Origin of the sequence: Kordiimonas sp. (assembly GCF_965216265.1) — a bacterium.
Lineage (GTDB): Bacteria > Pseudomonadota > Alphaproteobacteria > Sphingomonadales > Kordiimonadaceae > Kordiimonas.
Map to the genome: position 1 here is coordinate 2,002,222 of NZ_OZ244153.1, position 23,660 is coordinate 2,025,881.

Sequence of the window (23,660 nt, forward strand, 5' to 3'; positions counted from 1 at the left end):
GTCAATGACTACTCTTGCTGACAAACCAAATTATAACGACGAGATCGTGAAGCTCTTCACGATCGCCACCATTTTCTGGGGCGTGGTAGGCTTTACTGTGGGCGTGTTTATCGCGTTACAGATGGCTTTTCCCGGCCTGAACTTCGGTGAATATCTCACCTTTGGCAGGTTACGGCCGGTGCATACATCCGCCGTTATCTTTGCCTTTGGCGGGAACGCACTGTTTGCCACCAGCTATTTTGTTGTGCAGCGAACCTGCCGCACACGGCTGTGGGGCGATAACGTGGCAACCTTCACATTCTGGGGCTATCAGGCCTTTATCGTGATGGCGGCGCTTGGCTATGTGCTTGGGGTCACCCAGGCCAAGGAATATGCCGAACCAGAATGGTACGCCGACCTATGGCTAACCTTCGTGTGGGTGGCTTACCTCGTTGTTTTCATGATGACGCTGAAGAACCGGCGCGAACCGCACATCTATGTGGCCAACTGGTTCTATCTCTCGTTTATCGTCACTGTTGCCGTGCTGCACCTCGGCAACAATATCGCCATTCCGGTATCCTTCACGGAAGTGAAAAGCTACCCAATGTGGGGCGGTGTGCAGTCGGCACTTATCCAGTGGTGGTACGGCCACAATGCCGTGGGCTTTTTCCTCACCGCCGGTTTCCTTGGCATCATGTATTATTTTGTGCCCAAACGCGCAGAACGCCCGGTCTACAGCTACCGACTTTCCATCCTGCACTTCTGGTCGCTGATCTTCATCTATATATGGGCGGGGCCACACCACCTGCATTACACCGCCCTGCCTGATTGGGCACAGACGCTCGGCGCAACCTTCTCCATCATGTTATGGATGCCCTCCTGGGGCGGCATGATCAACGGCATGATGACGCTGTCGGGGGCATGGCACAAACTCCGGGAGGACCCTGTGCTCCAGTTTATGATCGTCTCGCTTGCCTTCTACGGCATGAGCACGTTTGAAGGGCCGCTGATGTCTATCAAGACAGTGAACGCGCTTTCCCACTATACGGACTGGACCATCGGTCACGTGCATTCCGGCGCGCTTGGATGGGTCGCCTTCATCACATTTGGCGCGCTTTATTACCTCGTGCCGGTTCTGTGGAAGAAGAAGGAGCTTTATTCCACCCGGCTCGTGAGCCTGCACCTGTGGATCGCGACCATCGGCATCGTGCTGTATATCACGGCCATGTGGGTCTCCGGCATCATGCAGGGCTTGATGTGGCGGTCATACGACAGCATGGGCTTCCTTGAATACAGCTTCGTGGAATCCGTAATGGCGATGCACCCCTTCTATCTGATCCGGGCGCTTGGCGGCATCCTGTTCCTGAGCGGTAGCCTGATCATGGTCTACAACTTCGTCAAAACCATCCGCGGGGATAACGTCCCCGCCAGAGCCGATGATGACGCGCAAGGTGCGGAGACAGCTCATGCTTAGAAAACACGAACGACTGGAGAAAAACTCCATCCTGATGCTAATTTTTGTGGTGATTGTAATCTCCATCGGCGGCATCGTTGAAATCCTGCCGCTCTTTCGCATGGAAACCACGATCGAGCCGGTGAAGGGCGTACGCCCTTACACACCGCTCGAACTGGCCGGGCAAAACGTCTATATCCGCGAGGGTTGTTATAACTGCCACAGCCAGCAAATTCGCCCGTTGCGTGACGAAGTTGAGCGCTACGGTCACTACTCGCTGGCAGCAGAAAGCATGTATGATCATCCGTTCCAGTGGGGGTCCAAACGCACGGGGCCAGATCTCGCGCGGGTTGGCGGCAAATATTCTGACGACTGGCACGTGCAACACATGATCAAGCCCCAGCAAGTAGTGCCGGAAAGCATCATGCCACCCTATGCCCACCTGGCGCGCAAGGGCGCGAAGCTGGCTGGTATCGCTGCTGACATGAAAGCCCTTCAGATGGTGGGCGTGCCCTATACGGATGAACAGATCGCCAACGCCTATAATGACGCGATGGCACAGGCACAGAATGAGAGCGACCACCACGACGGCCTGATGGAGCGTTACACCAAGATCAACGCCCGCAACTTCGACGGCCAGGCCACAACAACGGAGCTGGACGCCCTGATCGCTTACCTCCAGGTGCTGGGCACCATGGCGGAGCTTAAAGACTATGTGCATGACGGCGGCGCCCGCTCCGGTAAGGAGGCAGGACAATGATGACCTGGCTTTCAAACCACGCAGGGCTAACCGGCCTTCTGTTCTTCTTCCTGGTGTTTTGCGGCATAGCCGTCTGGGCCTACCGGCCATCCATGAAAAAGACGCTTGAAGCACACAAAGAAATTCCTCTCAGAGGGGATGAGGCATGAGCAAGAAACCTGACATTGATAAATTCACCGGCATTGAAACAACCGGGCACGAGTGGGACGGCATCAAAGAGCTGAACAACCCCTCCCCGCGTTGGTGGCTGATCGTCTTTCTCGCCTCCGTTATCTGGGCGGTTGGTTACTGGGTCGTGTACCCCGCGTGGCCAACTCTCTCAGGCAACGGCGAACGCGGCGGTACCAAAGGTTCCATGGGCTGGACGCAATACGATGAGTTGAAGGAACAGCAGGCTGAGATCACTGCGCGCAAAGCGGCTTATCTCACCCGCTTTGAGGACGCGAGCTTTAGCGAGATCCAGCAAAACCCTGAGCTATATGCGTTCGCGGTTGCTGGTGGCGCGGCGGCCTTCAAGGATAACTGCGCAACCTGTCACGGCACCGGCGGTGCTGGTTCTGCCGGTTACCCCAACCTCAATGATGATGACTGGCTGTGGGGCGGTGACATTAACTCCCTCCATGACACCATCCGTTTTGGTGTACGTTCAAGCCATGATGAAACACGGTTTTCTGAGATGCCCGCCTTTGGTGACATGCTGGGTGAGGCAGAGATTGAGGCGACCGCCGATTATGTGCTGAGCTTCACGACCGATGCGGTCCCAACCGACATGGGCCGCCAGACATATGAAGACAATTGCGCTGCATGCCACGCAGAAGACGGCACCGGTGACAAAAGCCTTGGCGCACCAAACCTCGCTGACGCGATCTGGTTCTATGGTAATGACCGCGCGGACATCATGTCACAGATACGCAAGCCCAAACATGGTGTTATGCCTAATTGGGAAGCAAGGCTGGACGCAAACACGATCCGCCAGCTTGCCATTTATGTGCATTCACTCGGTGGCGGCGAAGAATAGGCCGCGCAGGAGCATCCGAAATGAGCGACAACGCGCCCCCCATTCAGCTTTTTGAGAAAAAAGCACGCATCTTTCCAAAACGCGTTTGGGGTAAGTTCCGCAAGATCAAATGGCTGGCGATGGTCATCACGCTGGGGATCTATTATCTCGCGCCTTTCCTGCGCTGGGATAGGGGTGCCCATGCACCAGACCAGGCCATCCTGATCGATATGCAAGCGCAGCGCGCTTATTTCTTCTTCATCGAGATATGGCCGCAGGAGGTTTATTACCTTACCGGCATCCTCATTCTGGCGGCTGTTGCGCTCTTTTTCGCCACCAGCCTTTTTGGCCGGGTGTGGTGCGGGTACGCCTGCCCGCAAACGGTCTGGACCGATCTTTTTGTCTGGGTTGAGCGCATCGTGCAGGGCGACAGAGCCAAGCGCATGCGGCTCGCGAACGCTCCGTGGGGGTTCGAGAAACTTTGGAAAATGGCGCTCACCCACAGCCTGTGGCTGCTGATCGGGATGCTGACCGGGGGTGCATGGGTCTTCTACTTCAACGACGCGCCCACCCTTCTTGAACATATCCTCAACTTCGATGTGCCGTGGTCTGTTGGTGGCTGGATCATTGCGCTCACCTTCTCCACCTACCTTATGGCTGGTTTCGCACGCGAACAGGTGTGCATGTATATGTGCCCCTATTCACGTTTCCAGAGTGCGATGTTCGACAAGGACACGCTGATCATCGGGTATGATGAGAAGCGCGGCGAACCACGCGGCAAACACAAAAAAGGTGAAAGCTGGGACGGACGCGGCGACTGCGTGGACTGCACCGCCTGTGTGCAGGTTTGCCCCATGGGCATTGATATCCGCGACGGCTTGCAGATGGAATGCATTGCCTGCGGCCTTTGTGTAGATGCCTGCGATGATATCATGGACAAGGTTGGCCGCCCGCGCGGCCTGATCCGCTATGATACCACCAACAACCAGCTTGCCCGCGAAGAAGGCGTGAAAGAACAGTCTCACCTTCTGCGGGCCCGCACGGTCTATTATAGTGCCATCCTCGCCATTGTTGGTGGCGTCATGCTTTATGGCCTGATGCACCGTGACCCGGTTGAGCTGCACGTGCTGCACGACCGCAACCCGCTTTTTGTCACCATGTCTGACGGACGCATCCGCAACGGGTATGACGTGAAGATTTTGAACAAAACCCATACGGACAAAAAATACATGCTGTCTGTTGAAGGCCTCACGAACGCAGAAATTCGCATCCAGGGCGCTGGCAACTTTGACGCCGCCCAACTGCCCGTTTTTGCTGACAGCGTGGGCCACTACCGGGTTTTTATAACCGCTGACAAACTAGCAGAAGCGCGAAACGAAGTGACGGTCCGCATTGAAGAAGTGAACGGGGAAACCGGCGCATCTTATGACGGTATTTTCATGAGCGGCAGGCCATAGGGAGGGCATGATGAACGAGATAGCGCAAGCAACAGGTGCCCGCAAAAGCGACCGCTGGATACCCTGGTATATCGTCGCCTTTTTTATAGTTGTCGCCATTCTTGACGGCATTTTTGTCTATCTGGCCACCTCTACCCACACGGGCGTGGTGTCCGAGCAGGCCTACGATAAAGGCCTAGCCTACAATGACACGGTTGCTGCCGCAGAGGCACAGGCCGCGCTTGGCTGGCAACACGCTATCCACCTTGAAGGCGGCATGCTCGTGTTCACGCTTAACGGCAACGATGGTGTAGCGCTCAATGGTGCCGCCGTTAAAGCCGTGATCAAGCGCCCCATTGGTGACGCTCAGGATTTCACGCTGGAACTACGTGCAGCGGGTGATGGCCGCTATGAAGTGCCGGTCAGCTTCCCCGCCAATGGGCAGTGGGATGCCCGCGTATACGCGCTTTGGCAAGATCAGGACTATCAGGCCCACAAAAGGCTGATAGTGGAAGCGCCTTGAGCTGCAAGCACTGCGGCGCGGAAACAAATGAGGGGCAGGACTTCTGCTGCCCCGGCTGTGAGGCAGCTTATTCTGCCGCAGGCACGCTCACCGAAAACACGGGGTTTTCACGTCTCGCCACCGAAAGCGAAGATGATACCTATACACTCACGCTCGGGGTTGAGGGCATTCACTGCGCGGCCTGCATCAGGTTGATCGAAAATGCGCTTCTCTCTGAAGATGCTGTGACACACGCCCGCGTTAACATGAGCACCGAGCGGGTGAGCATGAGCTGGCATGGCGCGCGCAACCGCGGTGACGCGTTGGCCGAAAAGGTCAGCAAACTTGGCTACAAGCTGCACCTTCTGGATGCGGGGCGCGAGGTGGCGGACGAAGCCAGCAAAGCGCTTCTGCGTGCGATTGCTGTTGCAGGGTTTGCCGCCGGGAACATGATGCTGATCTCCGTGGGCCTATGGACCACAGACGCCAATACCATGGGCATGGCCACGCGCGACCTGTTTCACTGGCTTTCGGCCCTTATCGCGCTGCCGACCGTGCTGTATGCCGGACGGCCATTCTTCCGCTCCGCCTATGCTGTGCTCCGGGAAGGGCACACCAATATGGATGTGCCGATCTCCATTGCTGTCGTCCTCGCCTGTGGCATGAGTGTGTTTGAAGCGGTGCGCCACGGCCAGCATGTGTATTTCGACAGCGCTGTGATGCTGCTCTTTTTCCTGCTGATTGGCCGATATCTGGATGCCCGCGCCAAAGGCAAAGCGCGGGAAAGCGCTGCAAACCTCTTGTCCAAGCTGGCAGGCATGGCGGTTGTGTTCGAGCAGGGCCGCGCAACACAAGTGCCAATCACGGAACTACGCGAGGGCATGATCGTGCTGGTGGCAACCGGCGAAACCATACCGGCGGACGGTATTGTGCAAAAGGGCCGCTCGGACATTGACCTGTCGCTCATCACCGGGGAGACCGTGCCCGAAGTGATTGAGGAAGGCGGGGAAGTGTTCGCGGGCACGCTCAACCTCTCAGCACCGCTACAAATACAGGTGTCAAAAGCCTCAAACAAAAGCCTCTTGAGCGAAATTGTCCGGCTGATGGAAACAGCCGAGCAGGGCGGTGCCAAATATGTGCGGCTGGCGGATAAAGCGGCACAACTTTACACGCCCGTGGTGCACGCCATGGGCGCGCTCACTTTCATCGGTTGGTGGTTTGTGATGCAGGCACCGTGGCAGGTTTCGCTCCTTCACGCCGTCACCGTGCTGATCATCACCTGCCCCTGTGCCCTAGGCCTAGCGGTTCCTGTGGTGCAAGTGCTGGCGAGCGGCAAGTTGATGCGTGCGGGCATCCTCTTGAAATCAGGCGACGCGCTTGAAAAACTGGCTGAGGTAGACACGGTGGTGTTTGACAAAACCGGCACCCTGACCCTTGGCAAACCCAAACTGAAACCGGGGAATTATAGCCAATCATACCTGCGCATCGCGGCGTCCCTGGCGGTGCATAGCAGGCACCCGCTTTCAAAAGCGCTCGCAAACGCCTACGACGGTGACCTGCTTGATCTCAATATAACCGAGGTGCCGGGCAAGGGGCTGTTCACCGAATTCGAGGGTTGGGTATTCAAGCTCGGCAGCCGCGCATGGTGCGGTGACGGCTCCGCCCCCGTTGATGATACCTCGCTGGAGCTGTGGTTTGCCGCCGACGGCGAACCCCGCGCGCGATTCACCTTCTCTGACCAGCTTCGCGACGACGCGGCGGAAGTTGTCGCATCCCTCACAGCGGCGGGCATGGATGTGCGGCTGCTGTCGGGTGACCGGCATATTGTGGCCGCCCGTGTGGCGAAAAAAGCGGGTATAACCCTTCTCAAGGCTGAAGCCAGCCCGCTTGAGAAATGCGACTATCTGAAAATGCTCAGCAAAACAGGCGCCAAGATCCTGATGGTGGGGGACGGCCTGAATGATGCACCTGCGCTTGCATCGGCCCATGTCTCCATGTCACCTTCAAGCGCGATGGATATCACCCAGAATACCGCTGATATTGTTTTCCAGGGCGACAGGTTGCGGCCGATACTGACCGCGCTTGATGTCTCCACGCGCTCCGGCAAACTGGTGCGGCAGAACTTCGCGCTCGCCGTGCTTTATAACCTCATCGCTATCCCTGTGGCGGTGATGGGGTTTGTAACCCCTCTTGTGGCGGCGGCGGCCATGTCTGGCTCGTCGCTCATCGTCATTCTCAACGCCTTCCGGCTCAACCTCGGAAAGGCACGGCGCTGATGGATATCCTTCTTTATCTCATTCCTATCGCCCTGACCCTTGGCCTTATCGGGCTGGCCGGGTTTTTGTGGACCATGCGCAACAACCAGTATGAGGACCTTGAGGGGGCCGCACACCGCATCCTTTTTGATGACCAAGACGACCACGCTGAGAACCCTGAAAATAACACCGACAAGGTGTGACATTCCGCCGCATAGTGCATTGAAATCACTGAATAATTGACAATTATCAAGTCGTTTTTCCCATCCGTTCTGTACACCGGTTTCAGAACAAACATTGAGGAAAAACCAATGCGTATCTCATCCGTTTTAAAAGCATTTACCTGTGCCCTTGCGCTGCAGGCCGCTGCCGGTCCCGCGATGGCCGCTGACGGTGACAGCCCATGGCTCGTTCGCCTGCGCCTTATCGATGTCGCACCAAGCGAAAGCTCAACCGTATCCATCGGTGGGGAAGCCAAAGTAGATACATCCATCGTACCGGAGCTGGATATCACTTATTTCTGGACCAAGAATGTGGCAACAGAACTGATCCTTGCCACCACCAAACATGATGTCTCAGCCGAAGGTACCGCGCTTGGCGACCTGAGCCTTGGTGACACTTGGGTGCTGCCGCCAACCCTTCTGATGCAGTATCATTTCAACCCGGAAGGCCCAGTGAAACCCTATCTGGGCGCGGGGGTAAACTATACCTTCTTCTATAATGCGGACGCAGGTGACGTCACCAGCATTGACTATGAAAACGGCTTTGGTGTCGCGCTGCAGGCTGGCTTTGATGTCAAGATCAGGGACAACTGGTATTTCAACGTGGACGCCAAGAAACTTTGGCTCAACACAGATGTGTCCATCAACGACGGTGCGGTTATCGCAGATGTTGACCTTGACCCCTGGGTGCTCGGTGTTGGTTTCGGTTACCGCTTCTAGCCCATTGACTGACATCTACCTGGGCTGACATCCGGGTAGGTAGTCGGGGGAGAGAAGGCCCGCTGTCATTACGACTGCGGGCCTTATTGCATTCTTGGTCAGGGAAAATTTCTCGCTCAGGCCACTTGTGCGTGACGTGTGACAGACGGGTTCAGATAGCTATCAAAAGCGGCGGCGGCGAGGCGCACGGCCTGCCGGGCGTTTTGGTCAATGATGATACGCCGCCCCAGAAGCCGGATAAGGCCTTCAAAGGCAAGTGATGTCAACTCAGGCAAGGCATCGTCGAAATAGTCGCAAGGAAGACCGCGCTTTTTGCAGAAGTCGTCAAGGTCGACCTCGAAGTAGCACATCAGGGTTTCGATAACAGCGCGGCGAAGCCGGTCATCCTCATTCACCCATTTACCCTTCACCACAGGGTAACTACCGCGTGACACGGTCTCTGCATAGTCTTTGGCAACTAGCGTGTTTTGCGCATAGCCCTGCGGCAGCACACTGATGGCAGACGTACCGAACCCAAGTAACGCGTCGGCCGCATCTGTCGTGTATCCTTGGAAATTGCGCCGGAGCGTGTGGGTGCGCAGCGCCTCTGCCATCGGGTCGGTATGACGCACAAAATGGTCAAGCCCGACCGCCTCATATCCACGTTTTGCGAGCCGCGCGGACGCGGCATCAAACTGCTTGAGCCGCGCTTCACCGTCCGGCAAGGCTGCTTCATCAATAAGCTGCATATGTTTTTTCATCCACGGCACGTGGGCATAGCCAAAAAGCGCTATGCGGCTGGGGTTTAGCGCCACCGCGAAATCAACATTCTCTTCTATTCTTTGGAGGGTTTGCCCCGGCAAGCCATAGAGAAGGTCCATATTGATGTCACTGATGCCATAATCACGCAGGAAACGCACGGCATCATACACCATATGAAACGGCTGCCTGCGCCCGATCGCCTGCTGCACCTCAACATGAAAATCCTGCACACCAAGGCTCGCACGGGTCACACCACCTGCGGCATAGGCCGACACCTTGGCCTCAGTCACCTCACGTGGGTCCAGCTCAATCGCGATCTCCGCTTCAGGGTGGACAGTATACCCCTCGCGTATCACCTTCATGATCGACGTGAAATCATCAGGCTTGAGCATGCTCGGCGAACCACCACCAAAGTGGATATGGTTGACAACCTGCCCGCCACTCAATTCCGCACTGGTGTGTTTGATCTCTTCCACAAGAGAGGCCACAAACCCTTCAACGGGCGCATATTTGCGAGTCGCCTTGGTAAAACAGCCGCAGTACCAGCATATCTGCCGACAATAGGGGATATGGATATAAAGCGACAAACTGGCACCATCTGGAAGCGCCTTGACCCAGCCTGAAAACACCTCGCCCGTTACCTCAGGGGAGAAATGCGGCGCGGTCGGGTAGCTCGTATATCTTGGAACCTGCCGGTTGTGGTCAAGTAAAGCCTGATGGATTGCGGATGTCACAGCTTGCTCCTGCTTATGGTGGTGTTGCGCACCCTTCTTCTAGCGAGGTATGCGCGGCCGCGACTTGACGAAAATCAACTACAGCATGAGAAAAATGTGATGAACTCCCTATCAAATGATGGCGGAGATGACCCTTGCCAAATGGCGATCAACAAGAAGTTTTTGAAGCCCAGCTGGAAGCGTACCTGCGCATCTGCAACGCGGCACTGGAAGCCAACAGCAAACGCTTTCCCTATAACCGCATATGGCAGGCGGGAGAGGATGCCCTCAAAGGCAGGTGTGTTGAGCTGGCGCTCATTGATGATGAACCAAAAGCACGATGCCGTATAACGCTTTCAGAGCATCACATTGAACGTACAGGTGAAGACGGTGAGGCACCCCCGGTCACCCGTCTCAGCAAACAATATATCGAAGATGTGCTTGCCAACCCGGAGAAATATATTTCCGACCCGTCGCTGATTGACTGGAGATGGCTGAAGGCTGTTAGCCCCCCTGACAATAGTTAGTGCATATCGTCGCAGGGAAACTCGTTTGAGCAACCACTGCACGCAAACCGGGACATCACATCAATGGTTGGGATGGTGACGGTTGCACCTTTTACAGTGATACCGGTTTCCTGACGGAGCTTGTTCAGTGCACGTGAAAACGTCTCTGACTTCATGCCAAGGCGCGCAGCAATATGGGTTTTATCGTAAGGGAGCTGTAGCTCAATCGGGCCGTCATCATCACTGCGGCAAAGGCGCAGCAGGAAACAGCCAATGCGCTGGGACGCGTTCTGAAGCGTAAGGCTTTCAATCTCCCGCGTCTGGCGTTTGCGGTGGAGCGATAGGGAGCCTAGCATCGCCAGCGCGAGCTGGTTATCCTTTTCAATCGCGTTTTGCAGGGCAGAGACCGGCAGCCGCAACACGCCAGTGTCCTCAATCGCCACCGCACTGTAGGCATGCTCGTTGTTCTCAAAGATTGCGGTCTCGGCAACAAGCTGGCCTGAGGAAACAATCTCGATCACCGCCTCATTGCCGTCCATCGTTTCCCTGAACAGTTTCACCCAGCCGCTAAGGATGAGATAGAACCAGTCTGTCGGGTCATCCTGCAGGAAAAGGGCTTCACCCTTGCGGTATACCGAAAAGTCACTGGCACGCGAAAACACCTCCACAACATGATCCGGCGCGTCCTTAAACAACGGCACAGCTGCAAGCAGTGCGTATTTGTCGACGTGACGATGTTCAGTTGTGGTGGCCATTCGCTTCTTCCCCAAGCATTTCCATGCGCAATAGTACACAGAAATTGTTAAGCGGATACTAAAGTCGACAGGCAAAATTGGCAATGTGTCAGATTGTCATAGCGGTGGTGCACCGATGAAGACACAAAATAAAAGCCCGCAAGGCACAACTCACGGGCTGAATGGTTAATGATTAGTTAACCTAAGTTTTTATCAGAAGTCGTATACGAGCGACGCGCGGGTTGCTGTATCCCATTTCGCGGTGCCAATCGGCGCAATGGAATCGTATTTGATATCAAACGACAACCGGGCCGCCAGATGGGAGTTGATGCGCGCCGAAAACTGAGCCCAATTCTCAAGTGTGGTCGAATCTGACCCAAAAATGGCGGACGCCCGATCCTTGAATACGATGGTGTCTGTAAGTTTCAGCTCATAGGTGCTGGATACACGGCCAAGAAATTCCTTGTCGGTCATCGCTGGCGCAAAGTCTGTGGCTTCAACACGGCTGATCCGGATACCGGGGCCAGCCTCGATCCGCAGGTTCTGGCGCGGTGTGCGGAAGATCTCGGTACCGACCGCGAGGTTTTCAATGACGCGGTAGTCATAACCGGAGAATTTATCCAGCTCAACCTCGGAGAAGCTCAAGAGGAACACATCTTTCCACGGCTTCCACATCAGTTCATACTGGCCAACAAACTTTTGCCGGGTGGTGGCACCGTCAGAGCGCGCCATATCAAACTTCAGGTCGATCGAATGGTTCCACTTGGGGCCAAAGGCACGCTCAAAACTGAGAGCCGCCGAAATGCCCTGCTCTTCCGTATCACCCGTGCTGGTGCTGCCACCAAGCTGGGCCTGTCCCTGCCAGAGCTTGGGGTCCAGATAATACATGACACCGCGGGCGCGGGATGCGGCCTCTGCGGCTTCTTCCGCTTTCTGGGCAGCCGCAAGCTCATCAAGATACGCCTGGCTCATCCAGGTTTCGCTGACACCGCGTGCGGCCTTCAGGATCTCGATCCGCTTGTTCGGCCAAGTGTTGAGCGCCGTGGTCAAAAGCGTATCAAAGGTTGCTTTGTCGTTCGCTACAGATGCCGTTTTCAGCAAATCACTGATGCCAGTGGGGGTGCCAGACGCCTGTACTTCAGCGGTTGTGGTGATGGCAGCGAGAGCAAAAAAGGCTACCAAAATTTGTTTCTTCGCATTGCCAAAAAGCTGCATGAACGTCATATTCCTTGCGAGACATAGATTAATTTGCCAGTGACTTAGCGCCAGTTCCCTTGAAACACAAGCGTTGAGCCAAATTTAGGCAAAAAATTGGACCTTCAAGGTCAAAATCGGGAAAGCGTCAATGCCATCCGCATTCGTTACCGGCGCCACCGGCTTTCTGGGGCGCCATTTGATTGATGTTCTAACCGAACAGGGTTGGACCATACACATTCTGGTACGCGACAAAAAGGCCGCCGAAAAATTATTTGGCGACCGGGTGTCCTATATTAAGGGCAACCTGACCCATCCGCATGATTATGCAGGCAAGGTGCCAGAGAACCTTGATGCGCTCTTTCATATCGCTGCTGATACCAGTTCCTGGAAGGCTGAGGCCGCACGCCAGCATGAGGTGAATGTGGTTGCCACCGCAGGGCTGCTGCAACTGGCAACAGACAAAGGCATCAGACGCTTTGTCCATGTATCCAGCGTCAGTGTATACGGCATCCATAAAGACCCTGTGACCGAGGAAACCGAAAAACTGGGCGCTGATAGCTGGGTTTCCTATGTGAACACCAAAACATTTGCCGAACGCAAGGTCAAGGAAGCCACCTGGCGCGGCATGGATGCGGTGATCGTGAACCCGACCCACATCATTGGCCGCTATGACAGCCACAACTGGGCCCGGCTCATTATCCGCCATGCAGACGGCAGCTTGCCGGGCGTACCACCGGGGGCAGGCAACTTCGCCAATGGGCGCGCGGTCGCGGAAGCGCTGGTGGCGGCCTATGAAAAAGGCAAATGCGGGGAAAACTATATCCTCGGCGGACCATATGAGACCATGCATGGTTTCCTTGCCTGCGCTTCAGAAAAGCTCGGCCTGCCGGAGCCAAAATCGCCAACCTCGGCCTTCATGTTGACCTTGCTGGCGGATATCCTCAGCCTCTGGAGCAACTTCACCGGCAAACGCCCGATGGTCACACCCGAAGAAGCCTATTTCGCCACCGAACGTGTTGACGCCCTGAGCGACAAGGCCGTGCGCGAACTTGATTACCGCATTGTGCCGCTTGAGCAATCTGTGGCGGAATGTGTGGCCTATCTCAAGGAAGAGAAGCTTGTCTAACCAATCCGCACCGGTGGTGCCCATGCAAATTTGGTGATTTAAAATTGACTAAATTTTTCACGGCCTTCACACATTGTTATGAAAGTGGGAAGTATTGACGAACCTGTGTGTTGTTTAACGCCGCACCAGAACATGCCACCGTCTGACACAGAGGGATATTGGGAGAGTTGAGTGTCGTTAGGTCAGAGTGTTCACTATGAGATCATAGGACGGCGCGGTACGCGCTGGACCATTCTCGAAGTGATGTCGGATCGCAAGGCCGCTGTTGCCAAGGCTGAAGAGGCCTGGGGCTCCCGTCGTTACACAGGGGTGCGCGTCGTCAAGGAAAGCTACGACAAGGTCAGCCACGAATTTGCCAGCGTGGAGATCTATTCCCGCGGCGGTATGCGCAAGACCTCCAAATACGACCAATCCGGCACCATCTCACCCTGCCTGACACCTGACGACCTCTATAGCGCCGATGGCCGCCGCGCCATATGGGAGCTGTTGGGCAATACGCTGACCGACTGGATGCTGACGCCCACCGAGCTGCTGCATAGCCTTGAGCATTATTACAAGCTCTATAACGCTGGCACAAAGCTCCAAAACGCTGTGCAGCGCACAGCCGTATCCTACGAGAACGACCAAGGCTCCATTCAGGAGCGTATGCGCAAGATCACCAAAGTGATCGACACCTCCGTCGACATTATGAAGAGCACCAAGGACAGCGTACCGTCGCTTGAGGTGGGCCGGTTGAACCCGCTGATTGACCAGCTGAAGGAAAAGTCCAACAAGCGTTTCCTGCTCACCTGCGCGATCACCGAATACCTGCGCCCTGCTGTAACCCTCACCGACAAAGTTGGCCGCGCCATTGCCATGCTGAGCGGCAACAGGCCCGCATGGGTGCTTGAAATTCTCGACCAGTTGATTGGCGAGATGTTCCAGCACCCCAGTATCCTTGGTCAGATGCTCGGGGAGCCCGAAGATCGCGGGCGTTTCATGATTTGGCTCGCGCACCTGCAAGCCGGGCGGCTGAACCTGATGGGTGAGGACGAACATTCACCCTGTTTTTCAGACGAGGTTTTGCGCCTGAACGGCTTCTTGTCCGAAGGCAAGATGCCGCAAGTGGCGCGCGCACTTTTCAACCGGCTGAAGCTTGAGATTGAAGCCCCCAAGCCCATATGCCCTGATGGCCTTGTGGAGCAGCTCAAGGGGCTAGACCAACTCAAGGCCGCCATTGATGAGCTGCAGGACGATGTGGGCATGCTCGAGAGCGTTGAAGAAGCGCTGGCGTCCCGTGCTGGCCGCCTTCTGAACAGTCAGGCAGTTGGCGAAATGCTGTTCGACATGAAAAACCCGTTTGACCAACTGAATGCGCTGCTGGATCTGGAGCAATATACCATCGGGCACGCCAACAAGCGCATGGTGGCCAATTTCATGTTGCCGGTGCTGACCCGACCCGAATACGAATCCATCTTTGTTGGCCTTGATAACAAACAGCCCATGCAGCGTATGCATGACCTTGTGCATTTGCAGAAGCGCATCATGGACGCAGACCTCACAGAGATGCACCGCCGCAAGATCGCAGAAAAACTGGATGCTTTCTGCCGTGCGATCATGGACAACACCCAGATCCTCAAAAAGCTGCATGGGCTCAATATCAGCCTGCAGGAAAAAGCTAAGAAAATCCTCAGCCTCCTGGCGGATAATTATTTCACTGCAGGCGACTGCCGGGACCGAGCCGACCATCAGGTGCGCATCTATATGAAGCAGCCAGGTTTTACCGAGGGCCTGATCAAGGGTATGCCGCGCGGAAAGGCAGAAGAAGAACTTCTGGCGTTTCGCGACCTGCTTGAGCGTGCCGGCCTGAACCGGCCGACAAATGCACCACCGGAAGAACCGGAAGAAGAGCTCGAGGATGAAGAGGGTGATGATACCGCTGATAACACCGCGCCTGAGGGTGACGATGACAGCGAGGGCCCAGACATCCCCGGCGCGCCTGATACGGCTGAAAAAGCCTAAGGCGTCCTAGAAATCCGAGATAATACCGTTTTTCTCCCAGTCTCCATAACGGGTTGGCTCTGGGCCTTTGCGGCCGCCAATTTCCCGCTGCTGGGTTTTGTCCGCTTTTTCAACTGATTGCGCTGACGATTTTTTGTCCACCGGTTTTTGGGTCTTGTCGCTCACTGCTTCCTCACACGCTTTTATCACTAACCTCAGGCGCGGACATGCGGCCTGTCAGGCCTTCCACATGCGCGCGGCGCCAGAAGTATAACGCAAAAGCAGCGACCACAAGCGGCAATATCAGGCCAAACTCGCCCGCATAAGCCCATGTGCCTTCATATTGCACCGTCATGCGCTGCAACAGACTGAGGATGAAGATATTATGCGCGGCGTGCAGTATGGCTGCCGTCCACAGGCTGCCGGACTTGATCCGCAGATAGCTCATGATGAACGATAGACCGATGGTCATCAGCGTGAAGTTGGCGATCTGCATGCCCATGTCGTTGGGGCCAGCGTTATATTTAGTGAACAGAATGATTGGCAGGTGCCAGAGCGCCCACAGTGCCCCGGTGATGAGCGACGCTATGGGGAAAGACACATGACGCATCAGCATAGGCGTCAAAAACCCGCGCCAGCCAATCTCTTCCCCAAGGGCCGTGGCCATATGCCATGTCATGCCAATGCCAGCAAAAATAAAGATCGCCATCAAAAGCGTTGCCGTATCGCCCCAGCCCACAAGGCCGAGGTGATAGCCCGCTTCCTCAATGAACTTGGGGTCCACAGCACCACCAAAACCGCTGCTCCACAAAATACCGTAGGCAATCACGCCGTATATGGCGGGCAGTATGTAAGAAAGCCACTGATAACGTGCCTTGCCCCAACTCCAACCAAGGGTGGCAAGCGGAATGCCGGAGATTTTGAGCGCCGCGATGGCGGCAATGCCCGGCGTCCACATCAGGAGCGCCATATAGTGCCGCTTGAGCCCGATATCGATCACGAGCCACGACGCGCCCAGCGACAAAAGGGCCGTCAGCACAACAAAGTTCACAAGAGCCTTGATGCTGGTGCCACGGGCAAGCGGTGCAGGGTTCATTTCGGCATGGTTTGGCGCAGACATAGATGTATATTCAATTCCGTTATTTGACCTTTAAGTCCGGAGGGAAACCGAGAGGGAAACCCTTGAACCATGCCCTCACGCTGCCCAAATATGAAACAAATCGCAAGTCAAACGCGACAAACCGACATTTGAGTGAGCCATGATGAGTTTTGCCCGCACCGCCCTTTTGATGGCCGCCATGACGGCCCTTTTCCTGTTTTTCGGCCTGATGCTGGGCGGCGAGGCCGGTATGCTGATCGCGCTTGTTATCGCCGCCGGGCTTAACTTTATGGCCTATTGGCGGGCGGACAAGATCGTGCTTTCCATGCATGGCGCGCGGGAGGTCACCAAACGCGACGCGCCAGAGCTTGTGAGCATTGTTGAGCGGCTTTCCCGGCGTGCGGGCCTGCCTATGCCCAAGGTTTATATTGTGGACGACGCCCAACCCAATGCCTTTGCCACCGGCCGCAACCCGGAGCATGCCGCCGTCGCTGCCACCACAGGCCTCCTCAGGATTTTGAGCCATGATGAGGTGGAAGGCGTGATGGCGCACGAGTTGGCCCACGTGAAAAACCGCGATACGCTGATCATGACAATCACCGCCACCATCGCCGGTGCCATTTCCATGCTGGCCAACTTTGCGCTGTTTTTTGGCGGCAGCAGAAATAATCCGCTGGGCATTATCGGCACCATATTGATGATGATCCTCGCGCCCCTGGCGGCCATGCTGGTGCAGATGGCCATCTCCCGCACGCGGGAATTTGCCGCCGACCGGGAAGGTGCCCAAATTTGCGGCCAGCCGCTCGCGCTCGCAGGCGCGCTTGCAAAACTGCATCAGGGTGCACGGGCAACCGTCAGCGAACGGGCGGAGCAAAACCCCGCCACCGCGCATATGTTTATCGTGAACCCACTTAATGGCCGCTCGTTTGACAGCCTGTTTTCAACGCACCCGCGCATGGAAGACCGCATCTTCCGCCTTGAAACCATGGCAGAGCAAGGCGGTTTCACCCGCCCGGCAAGAGGCAGAAGCGCAGGTTCAAGCGTGCCGGAAACCGACACGTCACCCAAAGGCCGTGGCCCCTGGGGGTAAGTATCCCTTGTTGGGCAGATAAGGTGGCGGCTTAGAGCCCCAGCTCGCTCGCCGCCAGTTTTTTGAGGTTCACCTCCGGCCGCGCGCCAAGGTGCGATATCACTTCGGCTGCCGCGAGGCCACCAAGGCGCGCGCAATCTTCAAGGCTTTTGCCGCTGGTGTAACCATATAGGAAACCTGCGGCATACAGATCGCCCGCACCGGTGGTGTCAAGCACAGTTGCAGGGTGCGACGGTACAGAAACCTCACCGTCCTTATTGATCACGACCGAGCCTTTTTCAGACCGCGTGAGCGCCGCCAGCTTCACATGCGGGCGCAGGCGCTCCACTGCTGCCTCGAAAGTATCTGTCTCATAAAGCGACATGATCTCGCTCTCGTTCGCGAACAGGATATCCACGCGGCTTTCAACCAGCTCAACAAATTCGGCCCGGAAACGGTCAACACAGAAACTGTCAGACAAGGAGAGCGACACCAGTTTGCCGTTCGCGTGCGCTACATCCATAGCCTTCAGTACCGCCTCTTTCTGGTTATCCCGGTCCCACATATACCCCTCGATATAGGTCACGGCCGAGCGCGCCACGATATCCTCGTCGATATCGCTGAGCGCAAGTTCACCACAGGCACCAAGATAGGTGCTCATGGTGCGCTGGGCGTCTGGTGTCACGAGGATCATGCTGGTGGCCGTGGGCGCGCCCTCAAGGCTCGCTTCTGTTTCATAATGTACACCGATGGCGCGGATATCATGGCGGAACACAGTGCCAAGCTGGTCTGCGTGCACCTTGCCCATATAGGCCGCCGTACCGCCAAGGGACGCGATGCCCGCCGCCGTATTGCCCGCAGACCCGCCAGAGCGTTCCACCGCAGGCGGCATGCCATCGTAAATGCGGGCGGAGGTTTCCGCGTCCACCAGCATCATGGAGCCTTTGATGCGCTCATGCGCAATAAGGAAATCCTCCTCAACGCGGGCGACAATGTCGACAATGGCGTTACCGATGCAAAGAACCTGAAAATCTGACACGGGTGGTATCTCCTTAAACTGTGCGGCTACACGTGCCAGCAATTGAAGCGGCACCATAGAAAAGCCATAGGTTATTGCAAGCGTTGATGCGGCTACCTATGTTTGGGGTAAGAAATATAATGTGCCTTCGGCAAGGAAAAACCGAGTTCAGGAGAGCACAAACAATAAAATCGCGAGGAAAAACCATGATAGGGCTAGCTTTCAACCGAACCTGGCAGCAATTGCTGCATCCCAAGTTTCGCAGTGTGTTTTTCACGGCCGTACTGACAGCCTTTGCCACGCTCTCGGCGCTCATTTACCTGCTGAAAATCTATTGGCCGACAGACCTGTCCTATGGCTATAGCTGGCTTGAATGGCTTGACGAAGCCGGGTTCTGGGCCACGGTTGCCGTTGGCTCCTATGTGCTTTTCCCTGCTGTTGTGACCATGGTCATGGGTTTCCTGACGGACAAGATCGCCCTTGCTGTCGAGGAGGAATATTACCCCCACCGCATGGGCATGCGCAAAGTACCTGCGATTGAGGTGGTGCTGGGCTCGGTCAAGCTCATGCTGCTGATGATCCTCGTCAACCTTATCGCGCTGATCCCTTATATCCTGCTGCTGGTCACCGCGGGCACCGGCACCTTCCTCTTGTTTGTGGCGGTCAACGGATTCCTTTTGGGCCGCGAATATTTCGAGATGGTCGCCATCCGCCATATGGACGCGCGGGATGTTACGCGCATGCGCAAACGCAATAGCGGTAAAATATTTACTGTTGGTGCGCTCATCGCGGGCTTGTTTGCGATCCCGTTCCTCAATATTCTGGCACCCATCATCGGCACGGCGGTGATGACCCATATTTTCCAACACCTGTCAGGTGACCGTGTACGAGGGGGCGAAGGAGTTTAAAGTGCATACAGTACTATTTCGCCGACCCCATAGCTGTTTTGCCGTCCTCATGCTGGGCCTTTTGGCCGCGTGCGGGCCTACAACACCGGCCCCTGAAGTGGTGGCCCCCGCCCCGGTGATCGAACCCGCACCGCAGCCGCTTGCGGAAATTCACCCGCGTGAACCCGCAAACCCGGAGCGACTGATAGGGCAAAACCCGCAATCTGTGCTGAACCTGATGGGGGCGCCAACCCTGGTGCGGCGCGATGACACCGTGCAGGTAATGCTGTTTGAAAACGCGTCGTGTGTGTTTGAGGTGGTGTTTTTCGAGCCCGATACAAACGCCTATTTTGAAGCCCGGCATATTGCGGCCCGCACACCCGGCGGTGTAAAGGTGGGAACGGATGAGTGCCTTGCTGCCCATTTGCCCGGCGGCCACTGGCCAGATGAATAAGCGCCACCCGTTGGCGACGAAGGGGAGACCATATGCGCGTTGACGCACGAACCATTATCAAGCTGGCGATCTACAGCTTTCTCGTTGGCGCGCTTCTCTATTGGCTGAACTGGAGCCCCGGTGACGTCTACGGCTGGGCAATTAACACCCTCGCTGCTTTCTGGGACTGGCTTGTGGGCACAGGGCTTCAATATGTGCTGCTGGGTGCCACCATTGTGGTGCCGGTGTATTTCCTTATGCAGCTTAAAAACAAGCGGCGGAGCTGATGGCGAAGTTCTTCGACCCCAAATCGGCAGGCAAACCGGATGACGACGCCCGCCTGAACGCCCCCGCCACCGAGCGCAACCGTGGTGTTATCCTGGAGCTGCTTGAGGGGTGCCTGCCGCGTGACGGTGTTCTCCTCGAGGTGGCATCAGGCACCGGCGAACATGCCTCCCATATGGCGCCGCGCCTCAAGCCGCTTTACTGGCAACCAACCGATATTGACGACCGGCACCTCACCAGCATTGATGCCTGGGCCAAGCATGTAGGGACTGAAAATCTGCTGCCTGCCCGCCGCTTCAATGTGCTTGAAGACGATTGGCGCTTTGAAGGCCTGCCCGCGCGCATAAGCGCCGTTGCGGCTATCAACCTCATCCACATCGCGCCATGGCCTGTGGCTGAGGCGCTGATCAAAGGTGCGGGCAAAATCCTTGAGGCCGGTGACACCTTATATATGTACGGCCCCTACAAGCAGAAGGGCGCTCACACGGCCCCTTCAAATGCCGCGTTTGATATGTCGCTCAAACGGCAAAACCCTGAGTGGGGCGTGCGTGACCTTGAAGCGGTGATGGACCTTGCCGAAAAGGCTGGTTTCAACGACCTTGATATGGTGGGCATGCCCGCCAACAATTTTTCCCTGATTTTCACCAAAGGCTGAGCGGACACCTGCCGGTAACGGACATTAGCGTCTGGCTTCCTGTTGCATGGTCATAAGATTTGTTATGATATTACGTCCCAACGTATCAGACAAACGGTTCACCGCAAATCCGTTGTATATCTTCCGGTATACGCCTGTTTTCGACCGACAAGCAGATACGCTTGTGACAATGATGGGGAATATCATGAAAAAAATTGCCGCACTCGCGATTGCGCTGCTGTTGCCATTCGTTTCTGCCACGGCAGGCGAGGCACGACCGTATGAAATGCCGAGAACCGAGGTTGTGCCTATTGAGGACAGCAACACCGGCAGGCAGTATGAGCTATATATCAAGCTTCCGGAACAATACGCGGAAGATGCCAGCAAAAACTATCCGGTCATTTATATGACCGATGCGGACATGCAGATGGCGCTTCTTTCCGGCACGACCGCTTTTCTGATGCCCGAGGCCATCCTTGTTGGCATTACGGGGCAGAAGGACAAAAACGGCAATATCGTGCCGGGCAGCCGGGGGCGCGACTTCTCGCTGATCAAATATGACCATGTGGAACGCCCAACGGGTGAAGCGGGGAACTATCTGTCGTTCCTCGGGCGTGATGTCATCCCTTATGTGGAGGGAAATTTTCGCGCCAACCCTGAAAAGCGGGCCTATTGGGGCTATTCTTCTGCGGCGGAGTTTGGCGCATATGCTGTGCTCGCGAAACCTGAAACATTCAAATACTACGTCCTTGGCAGCCCCGCTCTCGACAAGCTCAGCATGAAATATCTGGACGAGCTGGAAGCCGAGTCGGCATCTGAACAGGCAGCAACCGGTCAAAATGGGCCAAACATCAATGTCTTTGTATCCATGGCCGAACATGACAGGCCCGGCAGGATGGAACTGGCCGAGGAGCTTGTCACGGTTTTTGGCCGCCGCGGCAACAGTGGCCTGTCGGTAACCGGCTTGGAGGTTATCGGGAATTCAAATCACATGACGGCAGTACCGGAAACCTTCCTGCGCAGCATCAAATGGCTCGCGGCACACACTGCTGAATGATTTCCCTTCATGGGGAAAGACCGAAGAGGGAAAGACAGGATCATGAAACATTTTTGCGCGTCAGTTGCCTTATTGCTCGCCTCTGGTGCCATCACCGGCACCAGCCATGCCGGAGATGAAACACCGGTGGCAACAGGTCCTTACCTTGGGCAAACACCGCCCGGCGACACCCCTGAGCCCTTCGCGCCTGGCATTGTGGTGACAGACGGGTGGGAATATGGCCTTAGCTTCGCACCCGATATGGACGAGGCCTATTTCATCCGCGCCAACCCGGATACCGGTGATCACGAGTTTATCCTTCTCGAACAGAAGAAGGATGGCTGGTACAAGAAAGTCGCCTCACCCCGGCAGGGGCAGCCGGTCTTCTCCCCGGACGGCAAGACCATGCACCTGGGGCGGCGCTATAAGGAGCGCACGGAGGGTGGCTGGTCAGACGTGAAAATGCTGGAAGCGCCCTTCAATGAATTTCTGATCATGCGGATGTCATCTTCCCGGCACGGCACTCTTTATTTCGATACCTATGATGAAAACAATGACGCTTTCCCCCTGCGCTTTTCCAAACTGGTGGACGGCGAGCGGCAAGCACCGCAGGCCCTGGGCGCAAACATCAACACCGGCACCTATATGGCCCACCCTTTCATCGCGCCGGACGAGAGCTACCTGATCTGGGACGCAAAAAGGGAAGACGGCTACGGCGATTCGGATATTTACATCAGCTACCGGCAAGCTGACGGCACGTGGGGCAAAGCCATCAACCTGGGCGACACGATAAACACAAGCGCATGGGAAGCGGCCGCAGGCGTGACACCAGACGGCAAATACCTGTTCTTCAACAGGAACATGAAGCCCGGCACCTATGAAAATGTCGATATCTTCTGGGTGGATGCCAGCTTTATCGAAGACCTCAGGCCAAAACAATAAACACCGATAGAGGGGGATACCATGACGCGCGCTTATTTAAAACCAGCCCTGCTGTTTTCCGCGATGACAATCGGCGGCGCCAGCCATGCCGGGGATGAACTGCCGGGCCTGAGCGGCCCTTATCTCGGGCAAACACCGCCGGGTATGGCGGCGGAACCTTTTGCGCCCGGCCTTGTGAACACTCAGGAATGGGGGGATGCGATTGGCTTCTCCCTGGATATGAACACGTTTTATATCAATCGGTGGCGGCACTCTCGAGACGTGCCAGAACCGCAAAATGTCACGTTTAAAAGAACGACTGATGGCTGGCAGAGGGAAGTGGTGCCAGCGGGAACGCGCAAACCCTTCCACGCGCCAGACGGGAAGACCCTCTATTACCGCGCCCAATACAAGGAACGCACGGCTGACGGCTGGTCAGAGCTGAAAAGCCTCGGCCCCGCTTTTGAAGCCATCCAGATCATGGGCCTGACAGCTTCCAGAGATGGCACATTGGTGCTGGACGAGCGCGGCAGCCGGGAGGGTGACGGCATCCTTCGCACCTCACGGCTGGTGGGTGGCAAACGGGAAGACCCGAAACCGCTGCCAAAAATGATCAACACCGGCACATGGAACGCCCACCCCTTCATAGCACCAGATGAGAGCTACCTCATGTGGGACGGCGAGCGAGAGAGCGGCTATGGCGCCAACGACCTTTATATCAGCTTCCGGCAGCCAGACGGCTCATGGGGCGAGGCGATCAACATGGGCGACAAGGTCAACACAGCGGCGGAAGAAGGCGGCCCACAGGTCACACCTGACGGCAAATATCTCTTCTTCAACCGGATGGTGCCAAAAGCCGACGACGATGCGAACCGTCAATCAGACCTCTATTGGATTGATGCGCAAATCGTCAAAGACCTCAGGCCCAAAAAATAACACCGCTATGAGCCTTACCTAA

Annotated in this window: 26 protein-coding genes; 20 read left to right on the top strand and 6 right to left on the bottom strand. The window is 56.1% G+C overall.

What is annotated here, in order from left to right:
• Positions 1–4 precede the first annotated feature (4 nt).
• The 9 genes from ccoN to ACOOGA_RS09190 all read left to right on the top strand — a co-directional run bounded on the left by ccoN (position 5) and on the right by ACOOGA_RS09190 (position 8,323).
• A complete protein-coding gene (ccoN, locus tag ACOOGA_RS09150; RefSeq protein ID WP_417462691.1) occupies positions 5–1,453 on the top strand; it encodes a cytochrome-c oxidase, cbb3-type subunit I in 1,449 nt (482 codons plus the stop codon).
• Positions 1,446–2,192 carry a cytochrome-c oxidase, cbb3-type subunit II gene (gene ccoO / locus ACOOGA_RS09155; protein ID WP_417462690.1) on the top strand — a complete coding sequence of 249 codons (747 nt, stop codon included), beginning with the start codon at positions 1,446–1,448 and terminating at the stop codon, positions 2,190–2,192. Before ccoN ends, ccoO begins: the two co-directional genes overlap by 8 nt.
• Positions 2,189–2,341 (top strand): cbb3-type cytochrome oxidase subunit 3, encoded by a 153-nt coding sequence (locus ACOOGA_RS09160; protein WP_417462689.1) that lies wholly within the window; start codon positions 2,189–2,191, stop codon positions 2,339–2,341. The genes ccoO and ACOOGA_RS09160 overlap by 4 nt, the downstream gene beginning before the upstream one ends.
• Complete coding sequence (gene ccoP, locus ACOOGA_RS09165) at positions 2,338–3,210, top strand: cytochrome-c oxidase, cbb3-type subunit III (protein WP_417462688.1); 873 nt, start codon at positions 2,338–2,340, stop codon at positions 3,208–3,210. The genes ACOOGA_RS09160 and ccoP overlap by 4 nt, the downstream gene beginning before the upstream one ends.
• 20 nt (positions 3,211–3,230) lie before the next feature.
• Positions 3,231–4,646, top strand: coding sequence for a cytochrome c oxidase accessory protein CcoG (gene ccoG / locus ACOOGA_RS09170; RefSeq protein ID WP_417462687.1), 1,416 nt, complete (start codon positions 3,231–3,233; stop codon positions 4,644–4,646).
• Positions 4,647–4,653: 7 nt separating this feature from the next.
• Positions 4,654–5,148 (top strand): FixH family protein, encoded by a 495-nt coding sequence (locus tag ACOOGA_RS09175; protein ID WP_417462686.1) that lies wholly within the window; start codon positions 4,654–4,656, stop codon positions 5,146–5,148.
• The gene (locus ACOOGA_RS09180) at positions 5,145–7,403 is read left to right on the top strand and encodes a heavy metal translocating P-type ATPase (protein ID WP_417462685.1); all 2,259 of its coding nucleotides are present in this window, start codon (positions 5,145–5,147) and stop codon (positions 7,401–7,403) included. The genes ACOOGA_RS09175 and ACOOGA_RS09180 overlap by 4 nt, the downstream gene beginning before the upstream one ends.
• Positions 7,403–7,585: a cbb3-type cytochrome oxidase assembly protein CcoS gene (gene ccoS, locus ACOOGA_RS09185; RefSeq protein ID WP_417462684.1), complete on the top strand. Its 183-nt coding sequence runs from the start codon at positions 7,403–7,405 to the stop codon at positions 7,583–7,585. The genes ACOOGA_RS09180 and ccoS overlap by 1 nt, the downstream gene beginning before the upstream one ends.
• A 108-nt stretch (positions 7,586–7,693) precedes the next feature.
• A complete protein-coding gene (locus ACOOGA_RS09190) occupies positions 7,694–8,323 on the top strand; it encodes an OmpW/AlkL family protein (protein ID WP_417462683.1) in 630 nt (209 codons plus the stop codon).
• 116 nt (positions 8,324–8,439) lie between these two features.
• On the opposite strand, the gene hemN is transcribed toward ACOOGA_RS09190, so the two are convergent.
• Positions 8,440–9,798: an oxygen-independent coproporphyrinogen III oxidase gene (gene hemN / locus ACOOGA_RS09195; RefSeq protein WP_417462682.1), complete on the bottom strand. Its 1,359-nt coding sequence runs from the start codon at positions 9,796–9,798 to the stop codon at positions 8,440–8,442.
• 134 nt (positions 9,799–9,932) lie between these two features.
• On the opposite strand from hemN, the gene ACOOGA_RS09200 reads away from it, so the two are divergent.
• The gene (locus ACOOGA_RS09200; protein WP_417462681.1) at positions 9,933–10,304 is read left to right on the top strand and encodes a hypothetical protein; all 372 of its coding nucleotides are present in this window, start codon (positions 9,933–9,935) and stop codon (positions 10,302–10,304) included.
• Here ACOOGA_RS09200 and ACOOGA_RS09205 read toward each other — a convergent pair.
• Positions 10,301–11,038: a Crp/Fnr family transcriptional regulator gene (locus ACOOGA_RS09205; RefSeq protein WP_417462680.1), complete on the bottom strand. Its 738-nt coding sequence runs from the start codon at positions 11,036–11,038 to the stop codon at positions 10,301–10,303. The two genes, ACOOGA_RS09200 and ACOOGA_RS09205, sit on opposite strands and share 4 nt — an antisense overlap.
• Before the next feature lie 192 nt (positions 11,039–11,230).
• The gene (locus ACOOGA_RS09210; protein WP_420430583.1) at positions 11,231–12,241 is read right to left on the bottom strand and encodes a DUF481 domain-containing protein; all 1,011 of its coding nucleotides are present in this window, start codon (positions 12,239–12,241) and stop codon (positions 11,231–11,233) included.
• A gap of 121 nt (positions 12,242–12,362) precedes the next feature.
• Between ACOOGA_RS09210 and ACOOGA_RS09215 the strand changes: the two genes are divergently transcribed.
• Positions 12,363–13,340, top strand: coding sequence for an NAD-dependent epimerase/dehydratase family protein (locus tag ACOOGA_RS09215; protein WP_417462678.1), 978 nt, complete (start codon positions 12,363–12,365; stop codon positions 13,338–13,340).
• A gap of 171 nt (positions 13,341–13,511) precedes the next feature.
• Positions 13,512–15,341 carry a hypothetical protein gene (locus ACOOGA_RS09220; RefSeq protein WP_417462677.1) on the top strand — a complete coding sequence of 610 codons (1,830 nt, stop codon included), beginning with the start codon at positions 13,512–13,514 and terminating at the stop codon, positions 15,339–15,341.
• A 6-nt stretch (positions 15,342–15,347) separates the two neighbouring features.
• Here ACOOGA_RS09220 and ACOOGA_RS09225 read toward each other — a convergent pair whose 3' ends face one another.
• Positions 15,348–15,506, bottom strand: a complete 159-nt coding sequence (locus tag ACOOGA_RS09225; protein WP_417462676.1) for a DUF1674 domain-containing protein — start codon at positions 15,504–15,506, stop codon at positions 15,348–15,350.
• Between the two features lie 7 nt (positions 15,507–15,513).
• Positions 15,514–16,440 (bottom strand): CPBP family intramembrane glutamic endopeptidase, encoded by a 927-nt coding sequence (locus ACOOGA_RS09230; protein ID WP_417462675.1) that lies wholly within the window; start codon positions 16,438–16,440, stop codon positions 15,514–15,516.
• Between the two features lie 142 nt (positions 16,441–16,582).
• On the opposite strand from ACOOGA_RS09230, the gene htpX reads away from it, so the two are divergent.
• Positions 16,583–17,509 carry a zinc metalloprotease HtpX gene (htpX, locus tag ACOOGA_RS09235; RefSeq protein WP_417462802.1) on the top strand — a complete coding sequence of 309 codons (927 nt, stop codon included), beginning with the start codon at positions 16,583–16,585 and terminating at the stop codon, positions 17,507–17,509.
• Positions 17,510–17,540: 31 nt separating this feature from the next.
• Here the strand turns inward: htpX and ACOOGA_RS09240 are convergent, their stop codons facing one another.
• Positions 17,541–18,527, bottom strand: coding sequence for an adenosine kinase (locus ACOOGA_RS09240; protein WP_417462674.1), 987 nt, complete (start codon positions 18,525–18,527; stop codon positions 17,541–17,543).
• Positions 18,528–18,712: 185 nt separating this feature from the next.
• Between ACOOGA_RS09240 and ACOOGA_RS09245 the strand changes: the two genes are divergently transcribed.
• The 7 genes from ACOOGA_RS09245 to ACOOGA_RS09275 all read left to right on the top strand — a co-directional run bounded on the left by ACOOGA_RS09245 (position 18,713) and on the right by ACOOGA_RS09275 (position 23,638).
• The gene (locus ACOOGA_RS09245) at positions 18,713–19,414 is read left to right on the top strand and encodes an EI24 domain-containing protein (protein ID WP_417462673.1); all 702 of its coding nucleotides are present in this window, start codon (positions 18,713–18,715) and stop codon (positions 19,412–19,414) included.
• Between the two features lies 1 nt (position 19,415).
• Positions 19,416–19,847 (top strand): hypothetical protein, encoded by a 432-nt coding sequence (locus ACOOGA_RS09250; protein WP_417462672.1) that lies wholly within the window; start codon positions 19,416–19,418, stop codon positions 19,845–19,847.
• Between the two features lie 32 nt (positions 19,848–19,879).
• On the top strand, positions 19,880–20,113 hold the full coding sequence (locus ACOOGA_RS09255) for a DUF6460 domain-containing protein (protein ID WP_417462671.1): 234 nt from the start codon (positions 19,880–19,882) through the stop codon (positions 20,111–20,113).
• The gene (locus ACOOGA_RS09260) at positions 20,113–20,766 is read left to right on the top strand and encodes a DUF938 domain-containing protein (RefSeq protein ID WP_417462670.1); all 654 of its coding nucleotides are present in this window, start codon (positions 20,113–20,115) and stop codon (positions 20,764–20,766) included. Before ACOOGA_RS09255 ends, ACOOGA_RS09260 begins: the two co-directional genes overlap by 1 nt.
• A 184-nt stretch (positions 20,767–20,950) precedes the next feature.
• Positions 20,951–21,802: an alpha/beta hydrolase gene (locus ACOOGA_RS09265; RefSeq protein ID WP_417462669.1), complete on the top strand. Its 852-nt coding sequence runs from the start codon at positions 20,951–20,953 to the stop codon at positions 21,800–21,802.
• Between the two features lie 42 nt (positions 21,803–21,844).
• Positions 21,845–22,723, top strand: coding sequence for a hypothetical protein (locus ACOOGA_RS09270; RefSeq protein ID WP_417462668.1), 879 nt, complete (start codon positions 21,845–21,847; stop codon positions 22,721–22,723).
• Positions 22,724–22,744: 21 nt separating this feature from the next.
• Entirely contained in the window at positions 22,745–23,638 is an 894-nt protein-coding gene (locus ACOOGA_RS09275; protein WP_417462667.1) for a hypothetical protein, read from the top strand.
• Positions 23,639–23,660: the final 22 nt, after the last annotated feature.